Consider the following 17,080-nt stretch of genomic DNA (forward strand, 5'->3'; position numbering starts at 1 on the left):
CCAAGAAAACGGCATAAGTTTAAAAGCCCTGCCTCCTTTTATTCAAAGGAGCTAAGAAAAATTGCACTTCATGGTGTAATCTAGGTGTTCTCAAGAAAATCAACCTCTTATACGAACTAGGCAAGATACTGGCAGCTAACAAACCCGTAAAACCACAAATAGAACACCCTAATATCAACCATTTAGCTCCAAAAAGTGGTTAGAAAAGATATTGATTTTATTTGTTTTTTATAAAAAAACAAAAGCACTAAATTTGCTTATCTAAGTTCTTTAGCATCTCAATAATTGGCCTATTGGCGTCTGGGAATTCGTCAGCATTGAGATCTTCTTGGTCAACCCAACGACTTGGTTGTCCTTCTTTAGCAAAAGGAACGCCATCCCATTCTTCGACTAAATAAGCATGGATGGTGATGTCGCGATCTTCATAACTGTGTTTAAAGACTTTTAAGAATTGGGCTTGATGGATGTGAATGTCGACTTCTTCGGCAATTTCGCGTAGTAAGGTTTGATATGGGGTTTCACCGTTCTCAATTTTCCCACCCGGAAACTCCCAAAAACCGGCAAGATGGGAATCTTCGCCGCGTTGGGTGATAAAAATTTGACAATTTTGTGAACGAATAATACCTACAGCAATTTCAGTATGTTTTTTCATAATCCTGTCTGTTTATCTGTAAATTTAGGGAAAGTAGAAGCTTTCCCTTTTTATTAAATCACCGACTTTAAGCGGTGATTTAAACATCAATTTATTTGATAATACTAAATTTTTGTCTTAATTAACAGCACCATGACAATGTTTATATTTTTTACCTGAACCACAAGGACATGGATCGTTGCGTCCTACTTTGGATTGTGAGCGTACCATTGGTTGTGGTGCACCAGTTGGCTGCGCTTCACTTTCACCACTCATACCGGCTAGTGATTCATGATTAGCTTGCTGCTTAGCCATTAATTTTTCCATTTCGGCAAGGCGTTGGCGTTCGGCTTCGTCTACTTCTTCTTGCGAGCGAATTTGTACACGGCTTAGAATACCAATAACATCATATTTTAATGATTCTAACATGCTGGCAAACATATTAAATGATTCTCGCTTATATTCTTGTTTTGGATCTTTTTGCGCGTAACCACGTAGGTGAATACCCTGACGTAAATAATCCATTGAAGCTAAATGTTCTTTCCAAAGCGTATCAAGTGTTTGTAGCATGACACTTTTTTCAAAGTGTCTAAATGCTTCAGCACCAGCAGTATTTTCTTTTTCTAAATATCTGTCTTGTGCCATTTGTAAAATACGTTCGCGCAGTGTTTCTTCATGTAGATTTTGTTCTTCATCTAACCATTTTGCTATTGGTAAATCTAAGTCAAAGTCTGTTTTTAGCGCCGATTCCAGTCCCGGAATATCCCACATTTCTTCAATTGATTGTGGTGGAATATATTGGTCAATTAGTGTATTAAATACATCGCTTCGGATTGAATCAATAGTATCTTTTATGTCGGTATTATCCAGTAAGCCGTTTCGTTCACGATAAATAACTTTACGTTGATCGTTAGCAACATCATCATATTCTAGAAGTTGTTTACGTATATCGAAATTGCGGCTTTCCACTTTCTTTTGAGCGTTGGCAATGGCTTTAGTTACCCATGGGTGTTCAATGGCTTCACCTTCTTTCATGCCCAGTTTACGCATCATGTTACCTACACGTTCAGAGGCGAAGATTCGCATCAATGGATCTTCAAGTGATAGGTAAAAACGTGAAGCACCTGGGTCACCTTGACGACCTGCACGACCACGTAACTGGTTGTCGATACGACGTGATTCATGACGCTCTGTACCTAAAATGTACAGCCCTCCCAATGCAATCACTTCTTCGTGTTTTGCTTGCCAAGCTTGTTTTGCTTTTTCGATATCTTCTGGAGTTGGGTTTTCTATTTTTGCTATTTCGCTTTGCCAGTTTCCACCTAGCATTATATCGGTACCACGCCCCGCCATATTAGTAGCAATAGTCACAGCGCCTTTGCTACCAGCATTAGCAATAATTTCGGCTTCTTGAGCATGGAATTTGGCGTTTAAAACATTGTGTTTAATACCTGCTTTTTTAAATGCTTGCGAAACAAGCTCTGATTTTTCAATTGATGCTGTCCCAACTAAAACTGGTTGACCGCGTTTTACACATTCTTGTACATCCGCCACAATTGCGTTAATCTTTTCTTTTTCGGTCATATAGACAAGGTCAGATTGATCTTTTCGTTGCATTGGACGATTAGTTGGAATAACAATCGTATCTAAACCATAAATTTGATTAAATTCAAATGCTTCTGTGTCGGCAGTACCCGTCATACCTGCTAGCTTTTCGTATAAACGGAAATAGTTTTGGAAAGTGATTGATGCAAGCGTTTGGTTTTCATTTTGGATTTTAACGTGCTCTTTTGCCTCAACTGCTTGGTGTAAACCATCAGACCAACGTCGCCCGTCCATTGTTCTACCAGTATGTTCGTCAACGATGATAATTTCATTATCTTTAACAATATAATCAACGTCACGATGGAAGAGGTGGTGAGCTCGCAATGCGGCGTTAACGTGATGCATTAATACGATATTGCTCGGTGCGTAAAGTGATTCATCACCTTTCATGATGCCTTGTTTAATAAGTAATTCTTCAACTTTTACTAATCCACGTTCAGTTAAATTAACTTGGCGTGATTTTTCATCAATGGAGAAGTCTCCATCCCCTTGGAATTGTTCAGAGTCTTCTTTTTCTTGACTGGTTAAATAAGGAATAATCTTATCAACACTAATATATCTGTCAGAACTATCTTCGGCTTGACCTGAAATAATCAGCGGTGTTCTTGCTTCATCAATTAAAATTGAGTCGACTTCGTCGACTAAAGCGTAATGCAATGGACGTTGTACTCGGGCATCTTTGTTAAATACCATATTATCGCGTAGATAATCGAAGCCATATTCATTATTCGTACCGTAGGTGATATCAGCATTGTAAGCCTCGCGTTTTATATGTGCGGGCATATTTGGTAGGTTGATCCCAACGGTTAAGCCTAAAAATTCAAATAAAGGGCGGTTATTTTCAGCATCTCGCTGTGCTAAGTAATCATTAACTGTAATAATGTGCACGCCTTTACCGGTTAATGCGTTTAAGTAGGCTGGTAATGTTGCTGTTAAGGTTTTACCTTCACCGGTACGCATTTCGGCAATGCAACGTTCATTGAGTACCATACCACCAATTAACTGTACATCAAAATGACGCATGCCAAATACACGCTTACTCGCTTCACGTACTACCGCGAAAGCTTCTTCCAATATATCATCTAATTGGGTTCCAGCAGCAATTTTTTGTTTAAATTCGGTGGTTTTTGCTTTTAGTTCATCATCGGTTAATGCTTCCATGGTCGGTTCGAGTGCATTAATGTTTTCAACTCGCTTGCGCATGCTTTTTAAAACGCGTTCATTACGGCTACCAAATACTTTTGTTAATAATTTTAATAACATAACTTTTCTCTTCTTTTCAATGCGGATATAAGGAATTAACCTTATATAAAAATTAGTTTTATTTGAGTTATAAATGCATTAAGCGGTAGCTTTGGGACCAGCCCTTATGCCATTATCTGGAGATAGTCGAATCACTTTGCTAGATGAAAGTTCAATATCATTAGGTGCGATAAAGAGCGCTGCAATGCATTGTTTTTGTGAATGCGGTAGCGTTTGTGATTTTTTTCGATCTACTTCTTGGTGATCTTGTACAATGGATGAAATTGCAATAATCCCAATTTGCGAAACAGAAGCTTCTAAAGGTAGCGCTTCTTGTTGATATAAACTGAATCCAGCAGCAATTGCACCTAATAATAAGTGTGATAAAGCTGTTTTAATAATTAAGCGTTTGCTGAGTTTTTGCCAATAGTTGATCATTGTCATAACGGTGTTATGTTAGCATTTTTTACTCAAATGAAAAACAATTATTACAAATGGTAATTTTTTATTATTTTTAATTTACATATGAATAAAATAAGCTTTTTAGAGGGATATTAAGTAATATGGACATTAAACTAGTACGGTTATAATTATTTGATTTTTTTGTAAATGCCACTTTTTTTGAAAAATAAGTGGCTTTAAATCAAATCAGTTAGGCATTATTCTAAACTTGCATGGCGATGTGCCATATCATCATTACTGTCTTTTTGTTGATTGCTCATGGTAAGAATGACTGTGTCAAAGATGACAAGTAACATTTGTTCAAAAAGACTCCCTAGTGGTTGTTGGCTTATTTGTGATGTGGAATATTTATTGCCAGATTGCAAAATAATATCAGGAGTCTGAATTTTTGCTAGTGTAGAATTAGGTGATGCACAGATAATAGCAAGATCAATAGCTTGCTTTAGTGCAGATTCTGCTATCATATTGACAGTGTTTGTTTCTCCCGACGCCGATGCTACAATTAATAAATCGCCCTGTTTTGTGGATGGTGTTGTCGTTTCGCCTACGACAAAGGCATTTAGCCCAAGTTGCATAAGCCTCATTGCTAAAGCTTTTAGCATAAGGCCTGATCGCCCTGTACCATAAACAAAAATACGATTATGTTGTTGTATTTTTTGTATCAAGTTCGTAATATTTTGTTCCGTTAATGTTTTAACCGAACGATTTAATTCGTCAATGATTAATTGTGATTGCATTTTTTTTCCTTAATAAGGGCAATAGCCTGAACTATTGCCGAGATAAAAATATGCCATTAGTTAACTTAACATTTTATTTTTATTAGCAAATTATTGTTATTTATTTTCCAATAAAACTTTACCAAGATTTAAATTCATTTCGTATTTAATTGCTGAGCAATCAATTCTTCGGCTTGTTGACAACTTAAATGCTGACACTGGGTAATAAAAGTTTCGTTCTGAAATAAAGTAAATAGTTTTCTAAGTATCGATAAATGTTGATTACTAGTTGATAACGCCAAATTAAAGATTAAATGGCAAGTTACCATTAAGTCAGCATTTTCCATTTGCCTAAATACAATGCCTTTAGTCGAACTATACTAAATTCAGTCGTAAAAGTTTATATAAGATTTGTGATTGGTGTGAAATAACAGCGATCATTACTAATGATATGGCAGATCCCATTCAAGTCGCTGAATTAGAAAAACAAACTCACGTTATTTTGTGTTAGTTTAAGGCTAAATTGATTTGTTAAATAATGATAATTGATTAATGTAATAACTTTATTTAGTCATACAAAATAATTGACATAATAATGAGCTGTTCTGCTATTATATTTGTATAACTTAAATTGACGAATCATAAAGATATGAAAATTCTCTTTGGTGTTCAAGGAACTGGTAATGGCCATGTCAGTCGTTGTAGAACATTAGCTAAAGCTCTGAAAATAGCTGGTGCTGATGTTGATTATATTTTTAGTGGACGAGACCCTAAAGACTATTTTGATATGCAAGCTTTTGGAGACTATAAAACTTATCGTGGAGTCTCTTTTGCAACGCTTAATGGTAAAATTAATTTTCGTAAGACTGTACAACGAATACGAGCATTTCGGCTAATTAAAGATGTACGTGAGCTTGATTTATCAAAGTATGATTGCATTATTAGTGATTTTGAACCAGTAAGCGCTTGGGCAGCGCATCATCAGCATCGAGAGTGTTTAGGGATAAGCAATCAGGCGGTGTGTCAATATCTTAAACCTAAAGAATATGGAATGATGGCTAATGTCATTATGAAATATTATGCACCTGTTACAAAGCCAATTGGTTTACATTGGTTCCATTTTGGGCATAAATTACTACCACCAATGGTTGATTCATTCCAAACTACGCCAACAGAAGATGGTAATGTTGTGGTTTATTTGCCGTTTGAAGGCCTAGATGAAATCATTGCTATGTTAAAACAATTTCAGAATCAAGATTTTATTTGTTTCCATCCTGATATTAAACAGTCTTCTAAATATAGCAATGTATCTTTGCAACCGCTTGGGCGAGATAGTTTTACCCACTCTTTAATTAGTTGCTCTGGTATTATTTCAAATACAGGTTTTGCCTTAATTTCAGAAGCCTTAGCACTAGGTAAAAAGATTTTGACTAAGCCTGTTTCAGGGCAGTTTGAGCAAATTTATAATGCACAATGTCTGCAATCTCTTGATATGGCAACGGTTATGGAAAATTTAAACTGTATAAAACTTAAGTATTGGCTTGATTTACCTTCTCCAAAAACAATAATTTATCCTGATGTGGCGACAGCGCTAGCTAATTGGATTGTTGCAGGTCAAAAAGAGTCGTTACTTTCTTTAAGTGAACGACTTTGGAGTCAGACGGTGTTTCCTGAAAATGTAAATAACCGTATTAAATCTTTAGGTTATGTATAAATAAATGTATAAAGGAACAAAAATGGTTTTAAGTATTATTGTGGCGATGGCGCATAATCGTGTTATTGGTTTAAATAACCAAATGCCTTGGCATTTACCTGCGGATTTAGCTTGGTTTAAAAAAAACACGATTAATAAACCTGTTATTATGGGACGAAAGACATTTGAGTCTATTGGGCGCCCATTACCTAACCGTCACAATATTATTATTTCAAGACAAGCAGCAATAGGATCTCACACAATTCCACATGTAAGTTGGGTACAATCGATCGAGGCAGCTATATTGTTAGCTCAAACACGGCATGTTGATGAAGCGTTTATTATTGGTGGTGGTAATATTTATCAACAGGCGTTACCTTTAGTTGATCGGCTTTATTTGACTCATATAGATGCAGAACTACAAGGTGATACTTATTTTCCTGATTATTTGTCTGAGCAATGGCAAGTCATTCATCAAGAAAGCCATCAACCTGACGATAAAAATGGTTATTTATACCAATTTGAAGTTTTAGAAAGAAAGCCATAAAGGCTAATTTTTTGGATTAAATTAGCCACTAAAATTAAAAAGTAGCAATTTAATACGTTAATTAACCTTAAAAACGTTTAGCTTCAATAACATCAGGTAGTTGTTTTATTTTATTGAGCACTCGATTTAACGAGTCCTGATCAAAAATTTCCATATCGACCTCAATAGTCGCTAACTGTTGCTTCATATCAGAGCGACTAATTAGACCAAGGACATTAACCTTTTCATTAGCCAAAATTGTAGTAATATCTCGCAATAAACCACTTCGATCATTGGCAACAATTTGTACAACCATGGTGTAGCTTGAGTTGGTACTATTGTTCCAAATAGCATGAGTAATTCGTTCAGGAGCGTGATTTTTAAGTTCTTGTAATTGTTCACAATCAGAGCGATGAATTGAGATACCTCGTCCTTGGGTAACAAAACCAGTAATGGGATCGCCAGGAATAGGGCGGCAGCAGTTTGCAATGGTGTACATTAAGTTTCCAACACCTTCAATAATAATTTCACAGCCTTTTTTATTGCTGGTTTTATTAGTGTTTTTGGTTTGTATATTTGATTTTTGGGCAATCTGCTTTAATACTGCTTCATCTTCTTCTTCTGCTGTTGGTTTATTAAATTGTGCATTGATGAAATTAACTAATTGATTAATCCTTACATCACCACTCCCAATACCAGCTAGTACCTCGTCAAACGAATGGGCGTTATATTTATTAATTAAGATTTTTTCAACGCTTTTTATACTAATATTTAAAGGTTCCAGCTCGTGTTCTAAAATTTGTTGTCCGGCGGCGATATTTTTATGTCGATCTTGTTTTTTAAACCAAGCTTGAATTTTTGCTCTTGCACGGCTACTGTTAACAAATCCTGTATTAGGATTTAACCAATCGCGACTTGGATTAGGTTGTTTTTGGGTAATGACTTCAACTTGATCGCCCATTTTTAAATGGTAGGTAAATGGTACAATTCGCCCGCTTATTTTAGCGCCAATACAACGATGCCCAACATCACTATGGATATGATAAGCAAAATCAAGAGGCGTCGATCCTGCGGGTAAATCAACAACATCGCCTTTTGGTGTAAAAACATAAACTCGGTCATCAAAAATCTGGCTACGAACTGCTTCTTGAATTTCGCCGCTTTCGGACATTTCTTGTTGCCATGTTAATAATTTGCGTAACCAAGATATTCGCTGATCGTAAGCGGTCATTTTGTCGGTACTGCCTTCTTTATACTTCCAATGAGCGGCAACACCGAGTTCAGCATCATTGTGCATTTGTTCAGTTCGGATTTGAATTTCGATGGTTTTATCTTGTGGGCCATAAACAACAGTATGGATAGATTGGTAACCATTTGGTTTAGGATTAGCAACATAATCGTCAAATTCTTTGGCGATATGTTTGTAATGGCTGTGAACAATGCCTAATGCATTATAACAATCTTCAATACTATCACTAATAATACGTACAGCTCGGATATCATATAGCTCTTCAAACTCAAGGTGTTTACGTTCCATTTTTCGCCATATGCTGTAAATATGTTTAGGACGACCATAAACCTCTGCACGAACATGATCTTGGTCCATTAGCTCTTGCAAATGGCTAACAAATTGGTTGATATATAATTCACGATCTAATCGCTTTTCTTGTAATTTTTTAGCAATAAAGCGGTATTCATCAGGATGTAGATAGCGGAAGCAAAAATCTTCCAATTCCCATTTTAATTGGCCTATTCCTAAGCGATTGGCTAAAGGTGCATAAATATTAAAACATTCTTTAGCAGCAAGCACTTGTTCTTCTTGGGGGGCATTGATTAAATTGCGCAAATAGGTAATGCGTTCTGCCAATTTAATGACTACACTTCGGAAGTCATTGACCATTGCCAGTAACATGCGACGAATACTATCAATTTGTTCGGTAGTAGCACTGCCGTTACGGATCGCTCGTAATTGGCGAATTTCTTTCATTCTGACAATGCTAGAAATGATATGAGAAATTTCACGATCGAAATCTTCAGGAATATCTTCTCGACGAATTATTTTTGTATCAACAAAAGGAAGCAACAAAGCAGCGCATAAACTATTGATATCCATATTAAGTGTCGATAAAATCTCGACCATTTCTATTGCATTTTGGAAACAATGGATCTGTTCTGGTGCGCCAGCGCTGTTTTCAAAACAAAAATCTAAAACTTCTCTAAATTTTTTATAAGATGCAGGGTTGGTTAATAATAATTCTTGTTTTATCCATCGTTCAACATCAAATTGGGTAAGAGAATAATGCTTTTCACTATGTTGGTGTGCGCCTCTAATCGATACCATAATTTATGTTCCTGATTTCGTTAACAACAACATTGATTCAATGTGTTTAGTTTGTGGAAACATATCTAAAATAGCAACTTTATTAATTTGATATCCAGCTTTGATAAGTTGTTTGCTATCTCGAGCTAGAGTTGCAGGATTACACGATATATAAACGATTTTTGACGGAGCTAATTTTACTATTTCTATTGTTGCATTTAATGCACCAGCTCTTGCTGGATCTAATAGTACTTTATTAAATCGCGATTGGCTCCATATTGAAAATTGTTGGTTATCGTCTAAGTTGCTAGTTAAAAAATTGGTTTCAGCACAAATCTCATTATTATTTAATATAGTGTTAAATTTTGCTTTTTCAACCAGTGCATCAATCCCTTCTACACCTGTTACACTTTTGCATAATGTTGCCATAGGTAATGAAAAATTACCCATGCCACAAAAGAGATCTAAAACTTGGTCAGTTGACTTTAATGCTAGCCAATTAAGCGTTTGCGCTATCATTTTTTGGTTAATCTTACAATTTACTTGAATAAAATCGAGAGGGCTAAACGTTAATTTTAAATGATTAAGCAAATAAAAATGTTCAGTGCTACCGGCAATATGCACTAAATCTTTTCCGTGAAAATAAAGTGAAATATTGTTATCTTCAGCGAATGTTTTTAACAATTTAACATCATGCTCAGTTAAGGGAATGGTATGTCTTAAAACGATAATAATACCACTATCAACTGAAATTAATTCAATATGGCCAAGTGCTTTTTTTTGTTTTATGCGATTTAGTACGTTTTGTAAAGGCGCTAGCAAGGAATCTAATTCAACAACTAATACTGGGCAATGCTTAATATTAGTTATCTGATTTGATTCGGCTTGGCGAAATCCAATAACTAATTCACCTTTAATAATATTGATCGAAAGTCTTGCTCTTCGACGATAGTGGTAAGGTTGATCGGCAATAATTTGGGGTGAATGTTGAAGAATATTGGCTAAGGGTTGTCCTGTTTCTTTTTGTAACAGTTTGATTAATGAATCATACTTTGCTTGTTGTTGTAGATGAGGCGCCATATGTTGTAATTCACAACCACCGCATTTTTCATAGTATTCGCATTGTGGTTTTACACGCTCTTTGCTTTGATTATGATATCGAATGACTCTGGCTTTAGCGTAATTTTTTTTATTTTCAGTTAGTTCAATATCAACGGTTTCATCAGGCAAGGCAGATTTAACAAAAATGGTTTTACCCTTATGATTGGCAACGCCTTGTCCAAAAGCATCTAAGGATGAGACTGTTACTGTCAATTTTTGTGGTATGTACTTTTTTTTCTGTGGAGTGTAAAAATTAACCATAGACGTTTATTTATGTTAAGCGTTTTAATAATTCTGTTTTGACATGCAGTGGTACTAAATTTGTAATATCACCACCATGATAGGCGACGTCTTTTACGATTGTTGATGAAATAAACCCCATTGCAATAGATGGCATCAAAAAGATGGTGTCTAAATCAGATTTTAACGCACGATTCATTTCAGCAAGTTGTCTTTCATATTCAAAATCATGTGTGGTGCGTACTCCACGAACGATAACAGTGGCATTGTGCGTTTGCGCAAAGTTGGCCATTAAATTGTTAAAACCGATAACTTCAACATTGAGTAGATGTTCAACAGCAGTTGAAGCTAAGTTGACGCGCTCTTCTAATGTAAACAGTGTTTTTTTGTTAGGGTTTTGTGCAATAGCAACGATTAATCGAGGAAACAATAACGACGCACGAGTAACAAGATCGATATGACCATTAGTAATGGGATCAAAAGTGCCCGGAAAAATAGCTGTCAAGGCTTTGCTTTTCATATTTCATATTATCCATTAGGTATGATGGCTGTATCATACCTAATTTTTCTTTGGATTGTTAGTTTAACGCTACAAAATTCTTTGGTTCAATTATACTGGTTATATAAATATAAAAAACTAGGTTTTATTGATATACGGTAGTGAGTGAGTTAAATGACTTAATTTATAATAAATTGGTAAGTAGTTTGGTTGTTATATATTTGTTTAGATTGTGAGTAAGCTATTTAGCTATATATGTTATTGTATTTAAATAATCTTTATTAAGACAGTAAAATTGTTGGTAAATATAAACATTTCTTTTTTTACCTTACCCAAGTTATTTTGCCTCAATATGAATAAACTATCCCCATTGGTTAGTTAATGGGGATAACGAGGTTAAACTTAACCATTTTACTTTTTTGGTGTTGAGGTTATTGATTGGTATCAGTTAATCAGGATAACCTTGTGGGTTTTTTGATTGCCAATTCCACGAGTCTTTTACCATGTCATCAAGTGTTAATTTTGTTTTCCACCCTAATTTTTGTTCCGCTTTTTTTGCATCAGCCCAAAATGCGGGTAAATCGCCAGCGCGTCTTGGTGCAAAATGCCAATTAAGTGGTTTTCCTGAGGCTTTTTCAAAAGCATTGATGACTTGTAACACACTGTAGCCAACACCGGAACCTAAGTTATAAATATGTACGCCAGTTTTATTATGATCAGCTTTAAGTGCGGCAATATGTCCATCTGCTAAATCAACAACATGTATAAAATCACGAACACATGTGCCATCTGTCGTTGGATAGTCTTTACCAAAAACGGCTAATGATTCCCGTTTGCCGACAGCAACTTGTGTAATATATGGCATAAGATTGTTGGGAATTCCGAGCGGATCTTCGCCCATTAAACCACTTGGATGAGCACCAACAGGATTAAAATAACGAAGTAACGTTAATGACCAATCAGGTTCCGCAACAGCCAAATCCATGATACATTGCTCGACCATTAACTTACTTTTACCATATGGACTAGTTGGTAGACCTTGCGGTAAGGTTTCAACATAAGGGACAGGTGCTAGTTCACCATAAACTGTTGCTGATGAGCTAAATACTAACTGTTTAACCCCTGCATCGCGCATTGCTTTCATAAGTACAATACTGCCATAAACATTATTTTCATAATATTCAAGGGGTTTATGTACTGATTCACCTACCGCTTTGAGTCCTGCGAAATGAATAACTGCACTAATGCTATGTTCTGCAAATATTTTCTTTAATAATTGTGCATCACAAACATCACCTTGATAAAAATCAACTTTTTTCCCGGTAATTTTCTGTATTCTATCTAATACTGACACTTTGCTATTGAATAAATTATCAATCACTATTGGGGTATAACCTGATTGAATTAATTGTACACAGGTGTGACTTCCTATATATCCACAGCCACCAGTTACTAATATTTTCATAATAAACCTACATCTAATTATAATAATTATAGTGATCTTCTGTTAATTTTCAGTATATTCACTGTTTTGATATCTCTATCTTTCCTATGGCTTACGCGTTGATAATATGAAGAAATAAATCAGCGTAAAATTAAATACGATCAAGCCAAGAACTAGATATGCTCCTTCAAAAATCTATTTTAACATACATTAGACTTAAAAATATGGACGTAAATAAAATAGCTAAAGAATAACTTTTTACGAGTTGTATTCACTTTTCTTGGTAAATGTTAAGCCGTTTTTCAAAATCTTTCCAAGTATAAAACCCATCACTGTTTAATGGTGCATCTTTCAATTTAAGTTGAAAATGCTCAGGTGGGTTATTGGCATCAAGTGCTTGTCCGTTATAAAGTTGCTCAAAGCTTTGATAAATATATTCGGCTTTAAAGAAATATTCGCCCGTGGATGAGTGTTGAAAACGCTGTAAAGCCAGTTTTCCGCCAATTGGTGTGGTTTCAAATTGCTTTGGAAGTTGGTAAGATTCAAAATTTAATGCTCCTAACAACGATGCAATTGTACTGTCGTGTCCCACAAGTAGATTGACTTTATTTTGTTGTTGCATAAGATCGCTTATGGTGTTGATGATGAGTGTAGCAGAATTTTTGGCTAATGTTTTAGTATGGCATATTAAATTAACGTATTGATTCCGAATTTCAACTATTTGTTGCCACTGTGCTAAGTCGTTTATCCTGCCCCATGCAATTTGTTCTTGAGGGAATGCGGAATAATATTGTAATAAAAATGCATCAACCGCAGATGCACCTATGGCTAATGCACCAAGCAGTGCTGGTTCTTCATTTTTCTTAAAATGAAGCTCAATCGGGATATCAGCTAGCGGGCATTGATATTGAGCATATAGTGTTGAGTGACGATAATCTAAAATATCTGATAAAATTTCATAAGCAGGTGCTAAATTTTTAAAGATGGCTTCTGCTTTATTTGTTTCTTCAATATCACTTAATACCGCTTGTTTTAGTTCTGGTGAATCATCCCTTAGGCTTGGATCAAAAATAGGATCCATTTTTTCGATTGGATATTTGTGGTTAACCGCAACATCATAACCAGCATAAGCACCAGCTATAATAAATTGTGCGGTTGCCACCGTTCTTTGTAAGCTATTAGCATAAACAAATACCTCTGGCATAGTTACCGAAGGTTTAATGCCGTGGTTCTCAAGCCATTGTGATAGATAGTGGCCAAAATAAACTTCTAAAGCTCCCCCTCGTGTTGTTAAATAGCCATAAGGGTGTTGCCATGTAGGCCATTTAAAAGGTGTTGCTTGCTCAAGAAATTCAAGTGTATTTTGTAAAGGTGTACGAATACCATGGCGGCTAAGTATAACGACTTTATCTAATCGATAATGGTTGTTTTTCATTTTGAGATCCATCATTATTTTTTTATAAATTGTAAATCCCAAACACCATGACCAAGGTTTTTTCCACGTTTTTCAAATTTAGTAATTGGTCTATCATCTGGTCTAGGGATGTAATCACCCGTTGGGGATAAATTTTCGAACCCTTCAGCTTGGGTCAATACTTCAAGCATATGTTCTGCATAGTGTTGCCAATCTGTTGCGAGATGCAAAATGCCGCTGGATTTTAATTTTTGACGAATTAACTGTACAAATTCTGGTTGAATAATTCTACGTTTATTATGTCTTGCTTTATGCCATGGATCAGGGAAAAAAATTTGCACTTTGTCCAACGAATGATTTGCAATCATATTAACTAGCACTTCAACTGCATCGTGGCACATGACTTTTAAGTTAGTTATTTGGTTTTCTTCAATCGCCATTAAACAAGCGCCTACACCTGGTTTGTGTACCTCAATACCTAGAAAATTTTTATTTTGAGTATGTTTTGCCATTTCAACTAATGAAGCGCCCATGCCAAAACCGATTTCTAATACTAATGGTTTGTCTGTATCGAAACTCACCGTTGAGTTTGCATTGTAGTCAATACCATACACTGGCCATAAGTTGACTAAAGCTTGCTGTTGACCTTTGGTTAAGCGACCTTGCCTTAAAACAAAGCTGCGAATAGCTCTTTTGGATTTTATATCTTCAATCTGATTGGTAATTAATTGTTCATTCATTACGTTGTCTTTTTGTTTAAGAATTGTTGAAATTTATTATGCACTATGACTAATAATAAGTAATAGTTTAACCGATTTTTAATTCACTTCAAAAAACATATTATCTACTTATTTTTTTATTTATTATTACTATATATACAAAATATTTTTAATAAATTTTTATAATGTGGTTGAGCATAATCTGTAAATGATTATATAATTGTCACTCCGATTTAACCGATTACGTATTAAGTAATCATGATAACATGCTTGAGGATTTCTCGTGCCTGATATGAAGCTTTTTGCTGGTAATGCCACACCCGAACTAGCAAAGCGTATAGCTAATCGTCTTTATACTTCTCTTGGTGACATTGTTGTAAGCCGTTTTAGTGATGGTGAAGTTAATGTCCAAATCAATGAAAATGTCCGTGGTGAAGATGTTTTTATTATTCAATCAACTTGTGCTCCAACCAATGATAATTTAATGGAATTGCTGGTCATGATCGATGCAATGCGTCGTGCATCTGCAGGTCGTATTACTGCGGTTATTCCTTATTTTGGTTATGCAAGACAAGATCGTCGAGTTCGTTCGGCTCGTGTACCTATTACCGCTAAAGTTGTCGCTGATTTTTTATCAACAGTTGGTGTTGATAGGGTATTAACCGTTGATCTTCATGCTGAACAAATCCAAGGTTTTTTTGATGTGCCTGTTGATAATGTATTCGCTAGCCCAGTAATTTTAGAAGATATGTTGCAACGTGATTTTGAACGTCCGATTGTGGTATCTCCAGATATTGGTGGTGTGGTGCGTGCTCGCGCGATAGCTAAACTACTTAATGATACTGATATGGCTATTATTGATAAACGCCGTCAACGTGCAAATGAAGCTGAAGTGATGAATATCATTGGAGATGTTGCTGATAGAGATTGTATTTTAGTTGATGATATGATTGATACAGCAGGAACACTTTGTAAAGCTGCTGATGCCTTAAAAGCACGAGGTGCAAAAAGAGTGTTTGCTTATGCAACGCATCCAATTTTTTCCGGTAAAGCAGTAAGTAATATAAAAAACTGCGCTATTGATGAAATTGTTGTGTGTGACACAATTCCATTAACGACTGAAGTAAAAGCATTGAAAAATGTTCGCCAATTAACTTTGTCAGGTATGCTTGCTGAAGCAATTCGTCGAATCAGTAATGAAGAATCGATTTCAGCTATGTTCCATCAATAATTTATTTTATCATTGAGTTAAATGCCCCTTTTGGGGCATTTTTCACAATAAAATCAGTGCCAATAAAAATATTATGACAACGATAAAACTGATAGTAGGGCTTGCCAATCCTGGAAATGAATATGCAGCAACAAGGCACAACGCAGGTGCATGGTTTGTTGATCAACTGGCTCAGCGTTATAATCAATCATTAAAAAATGAACCAAAATTTTTTGGTTACACATCACGAATCAACATTGCCGGTCATGATGTGCGTTTATTAGTTCCAACTACATTTATGAATTTAAGTGGTAAAGCGGTGCAAGCTATAGCAACATTTTACCAAATAAAGCCAGAAGAAATATTAATTGCTCATGATGAACTGGACTTGAATCCCGGTATAGCTAAACTTAAGTTTGGTGGTAGTCATGGTGGGCATAATGGGTTAAAAGATATTGCTAGCAAATTAGGTAATAATTTAAATTTTTATCGGTTAAGGATTGGTATTGGTCATCCTGGTGATAAAAATAAAGTTGTTGGCTATGTTCTTAACAAACCCTCTAGATCTGAACAAGATTTGATTGATCAAGTTATTAATGAATCAGTGCGTTGTACTGATATTTTATTATCGCAAAGTGTCGAAGCTGCAATGAATCAGTTACACTCTTTTAAAGCTTAGTTTATTTAGTGAATCAAAAATACTAATAAAAAACGTAGTGATTTGTATAAAAAATCCACCCGAAAATTGGGTGGATTATAATTACCTTAACCTGTTAGGTTAAGAAAATAGATGAGTGACATTTCCACCTTTTTCAGCTATTTTCTTCATGACTTCTTTAATTAGCCATGTATTCATTGCTGCTGTGTCATCAGTGCTGCCAGTATAATTTAGTTCTTGTGCTAATTTTTTACGCGCATCTAAACTACTGTCCATACCTAATAGTTTCAATAGATCAACGATAGATGTTTTCCAATTGAGTACTTCTGGATGCTTTTTAGCTAAATTATCAAGGATAGAGGTGACATCAACATTAGCTGCAGATACGCTTTGTTCTACCTTTTCTTTAATTTGTTCTGAACCATTGGATACTGTATTTTTGGCTGATCCAGTTATATTTTCAACTTTATCTTTCACCACATCAACTGCATGATCTACTGCTGCTTGAGCGCTAGGAAATACTTTAGAAAAAATGTTATTTAAGATACCCATATTACACTCTCCACTGTTTTTATTGTTGAACTATTTAGATGTATACAC

General features: G+C 35.3%; 15 protein-coding genes and 2 pseudogenes. 5 read left to right on the forward strand and 12 right to left on the reverse strand.

Translation table 11 applies throughout. The features are described 5' to 3' along the window. Nucleotides 1-247: 247 nt before the first annotated feature. The 5 genes and pseudogenes from mutT to GQ598_RS11365 all read right to left on the reverse strand — a co-directional run. Nucleotides 248-652 (reverse strand): 8-oxo-dGTP diphosphatase MutT, encoded by a 405-nt coding sequence (mutT, locus tag GQ598_RS07440; RefSeq protein WP_091346400.1) that lies wholly within the window; start codon nt 650-652, stop codon nt 248-250. A gap of 117 nt (nt 653-769) precedes the next feature. After that, the gene (gene secA, locus GQ598_RS07445) at nt 770-3,499 is read right to left on the reverse strand and encodes a preprotein translocase subunit SecA (RefSeq protein ID WP_160403345.1); all 2,730 of its coding nucleotides are present in this window, start codon (nt 3,497-3,499) and stop codon (nt 770-772) included. Nucleotides 3,500-3,577: 78 nt separating this feature from the next. Continuing rightward, complete coding sequence (locus GQ598_RS07450) at nt 3,578-3,922, reverse strand: hypothetical protein (RefSeq protein WP_160403347.1); 345 nt, start codon at nt 3,920-3,922, stop codon at nt 3,578-3,580. 215 nt (nt 3,923-4,137) lie between these two features. Then, on the reverse strand, nt 4,138-4,677 hold the full coding sequence (gene hxlB / locus GQ598_RS07455; RefSeq protein WP_160403348.1) for a 6-phospho-3-hexuloisomerase: 540 nt from the start codon (nt 4,675-4,677) through the stop codon (nt 4,138-4,140). A 202-nt stretch (nt 4,678-4,879) separates the two neighbouring features. Continuing rightward, nucleotides 4,880-5,024 (reverse strand): annotated as a pseudogene (locus GQ598_RS11365) (PTS sugar transporter subunit IIA); the annotation flags it as partial. Nucleotides 5,025-5,029: 5 nt separating this feature from the next. Here GQ598_RS11365 and GQ598_RS11370 point away from each other — a divergent pair. From GQ598_RS11370 to folA, 3 genes and pseudogenes are all read left to right on the forward strand, one after another. Next, a pseudogene (locus GQ598_RS11370) lies at nt 5,030-5,167 on the forward strand (DeoR/GlpR transcriptional regulator); the annotation flags it as partial. Between the two features lie 138 nt (nt 5,168-5,305). After that, entirely contained in the window at nt 5,306-6,370 is a 1,065-nt protein-coding gene (locus GQ598_RS07465) for an MJ1255/VC2487 family glycosyltransferase (RefSeq protein WP_160403350.1), read from the forward strand. Nucleotides 6,371-6,392: 22 nt separating this feature from the next. Beyond that, entirely contained in the window at nt 6,393-6,896 is a 504-nt protein-coding gene (folA, locus tag GQ598_RS07470) for a type 3 dihydrofolate reductase (RefSeq protein ID WP_160403352.1), read from the forward strand. A 67-nt stretch (nt 6,897-6,963) separates the two neighbouring features. Here folA and relA read toward each other — a convergent pair whose 3' ends face one another. The 6 genes from relA to trmB all read right to left on the reverse strand — a co-directional run bounded on the left by relA (nt 6,964) and on the right by trmB (nt 14,633). Then, the gene (gene relA, locus GQ598_RS07475) at nt 6,964-9,216 is read right to left on the reverse strand and encodes a GTP diphosphokinase (RefSeq protein ID WP_160403354.1); all 2,253 of its coding nucleotides are present in this window, start codon (nt 9,214-9,216) and stop codon (nt 6,964-6,966) included. A 3-nt stretch (nt 9,217-9,219) separates the two neighbouring features. Continuing rightward, nucleotides 9,220-10,557 carry a 23S rRNA (uracil(1939)-C(5))-methyltransferase RlmD gene (gene rlmD / locus GQ598_RS07480; protein ID WP_160403356.1) on the reverse strand — a complete coding sequence of 446 codons (1,338 nt, stop codon included), beginning with the start codon at nt 10,555-10,557 and terminating at the stop codon, nt 9,220-9,222. Between the two features lie 10 nt (nt 10,558-10,567). Further along, entirely contained in the window at nt 10,568-11,056 is a 489-nt protein-coding gene (coaD, locus tag GQ598_RS07485; RefSeq protein WP_091346382.1) for a pantetheine-phosphate adenylyltransferase, read from the reverse strand. A 427-nt stretch (nt 11,057-11,483) separates the two neighbouring features. Continuing rightward, a complete protein-coding gene (galE, locus tag GQ598_RS07490; protein WP_160403358.1) occupies nt 11,484-12,500 on the reverse strand; it encodes a UDP-glucose 4-epimerase GalE in 1,017 nt (338 codons plus the stop codon). Nucleotides 12,501-12,750: 250 nt separating this feature from the next. After that, on the reverse strand, nt 12,751-13,914 hold the full coding sequence (locus GQ598_RS07495; protein ID WP_160403360.1) for a histidine-type phosphatase: 1,164 nt from the start codon (nt 13,912-13,914) through the stop codon (nt 12,751-12,753). 14 nt (nt 13,915-13,928) lie between these two features. Continuing rightward, the gene (gene trmB / locus GQ598_RS07500) at nt 13,929-14,633 is read right to left on the reverse strand and encodes a tRNA (guanosine(46)-N7)-methyltransferase TrmB (protein ID WP_160403362.1); all 705 of its coding nucleotides are present in this window, start codon (nt 14,631-14,633) and stop codon (nt 13,929-13,931) included. 262 nt (nt 14,634-14,895) lie between these two features. Here trmB and GQ598_RS07505 point away from each other — a divergent pair, with 262 nt between their 5' ends. Further along, nucleotides 14,896-15,843, forward strand: coding sequence for a ribose-phosphate pyrophosphokinase (locus GQ598_RS07505; protein WP_160403364.1), 948 nt, complete (start codon nt 14,896-14,898; stop codon nt 15,841-15,843). Between the two features lie 73 nt (nt 15,844-15,916). Continuing rightward, nucleotides 15,917-16,501, forward strand: a complete 585-nt coding sequence (pth, locus tag GQ598_RS07510) for an aminoacyl-tRNA hydrolase (protein ID WP_160403366.1) — start codon at nt 15,917-15,919, stop codon at nt 16,499-16,501. Nucleotides 16,502-16,600: 99 nt separating this feature from the next. On the opposite strand, the gene GQ598_RS07515 is transcribed toward pth, so the two are convergent. Then, nucleotides 16,601-17,032 (reverse strand): DUF3597 domain-containing protein, encoded by a 432-nt coding sequence (locus tag GQ598_RS07515; RefSeq protein WP_160403368.1) that lies wholly within the window; start codon nt 17,030-17,032, stop codon nt 16,601-16,603. Between the last annotated feature and the right edge of the window lie 48 nt (nt 17,033-17,080).

Origin of the sequence: Gilliamella sp. Pas-s95 (genome assembly GCF_009795795.1) — a bacterium.
Taxonomy (GTDB): Bacteria; Pseudomonadota; Gammaproteobacteria; order Enterobacterales; family Orbaceae; genus Gilliamella; species Gilliamella bombicola.

Coding starts and splice junctions, on each gene's coding strand:
- mutT (WP_091346400.1), bottom strand. CDS start 652: ATGAAAAAACATACTGAAATTGCTGTAGGTATTATTCGTTCACAAAAT.
- secA (WP_160403345.1), bottom strand. CDS start 3,499: ATGTTATTAAAATTATTAACAAAAGTATTTGGTAGCCGTAATGAACGC.
- GQ598_RS07450 (WP_160403347.1), bottom strand. CDS start 3,922: ATGACAATGATCAACTATTGGCAAAAACTCAGCAAACGCTTAATTATT.
- hxlB (WP_160403348.1), bottom strand. CDS start 4,677: ATGCAATCACAATTAATCATTGACGAATTAAATCGTTCGGTTAAAACA.
- GQ598_RS07465 (WP_160403350.1), top strand. CDS start 5,306: ATGAAAATTCTCTTTGGTGTTCAAGGAACTGGTAATGGCCATGTCAGT.
- folA (WP_160403352.1), top strand. CDS start 6,393: ATGGTTTTAAGTATTATTGTGGCGATGGCGCATAATCGTGTTATTGGT.
- relA (WP_160403354.1), bottom strand. CDS start 9,216: ATGGTATCGATTAGAGGCGCACACCAACATAGTGAAAAGCATTATTCT.
- rlmD (WP_160403356.1), bottom strand. CDS start 10,557: ATGGTTAATTTTTACACTCCACAGAAAAAAAAGTACATACCACAAAAA.
- coaD (WP_091346382.1), bottom strand. CDS start 11,056: ATGAAAAGCAAAGCCTTGACAGCTATTTTTCCGGGCACTTTTGATCCC.
- galE (WP_160403358.1), bottom strand. CDS start 12,500: ATGAAAATATTAGTAACTGGTGGCTGTGGATATATAGGAAGTCACACC.
- GQ598_RS07495 (WP_160403360.1), bottom strand. CDS start 13,914: ATGAAAAACAACCATTATCGATTAGATAAAGTCGTTATACTTAGCCGC.
- trmB (WP_160403362.1), bottom strand. CDS start 14,633: ATGAATGAACAATTAATTACCAATCAGATTGAAGATATAAAATCCAAA.
- pth (WP_160403366.1), top strand. CDS start 15,917: ATGACAACGATAAAACTGATAGTAGGGCTTGCCAATCCTGGAAATGAA.
- GQ598_RS07515 (WP_160403368.1), bottom strand. CDS start 17,032: ATGGGTATCTTAAATAACATTTTTTCTAAAGTATTTCCTAGCGCTCAA.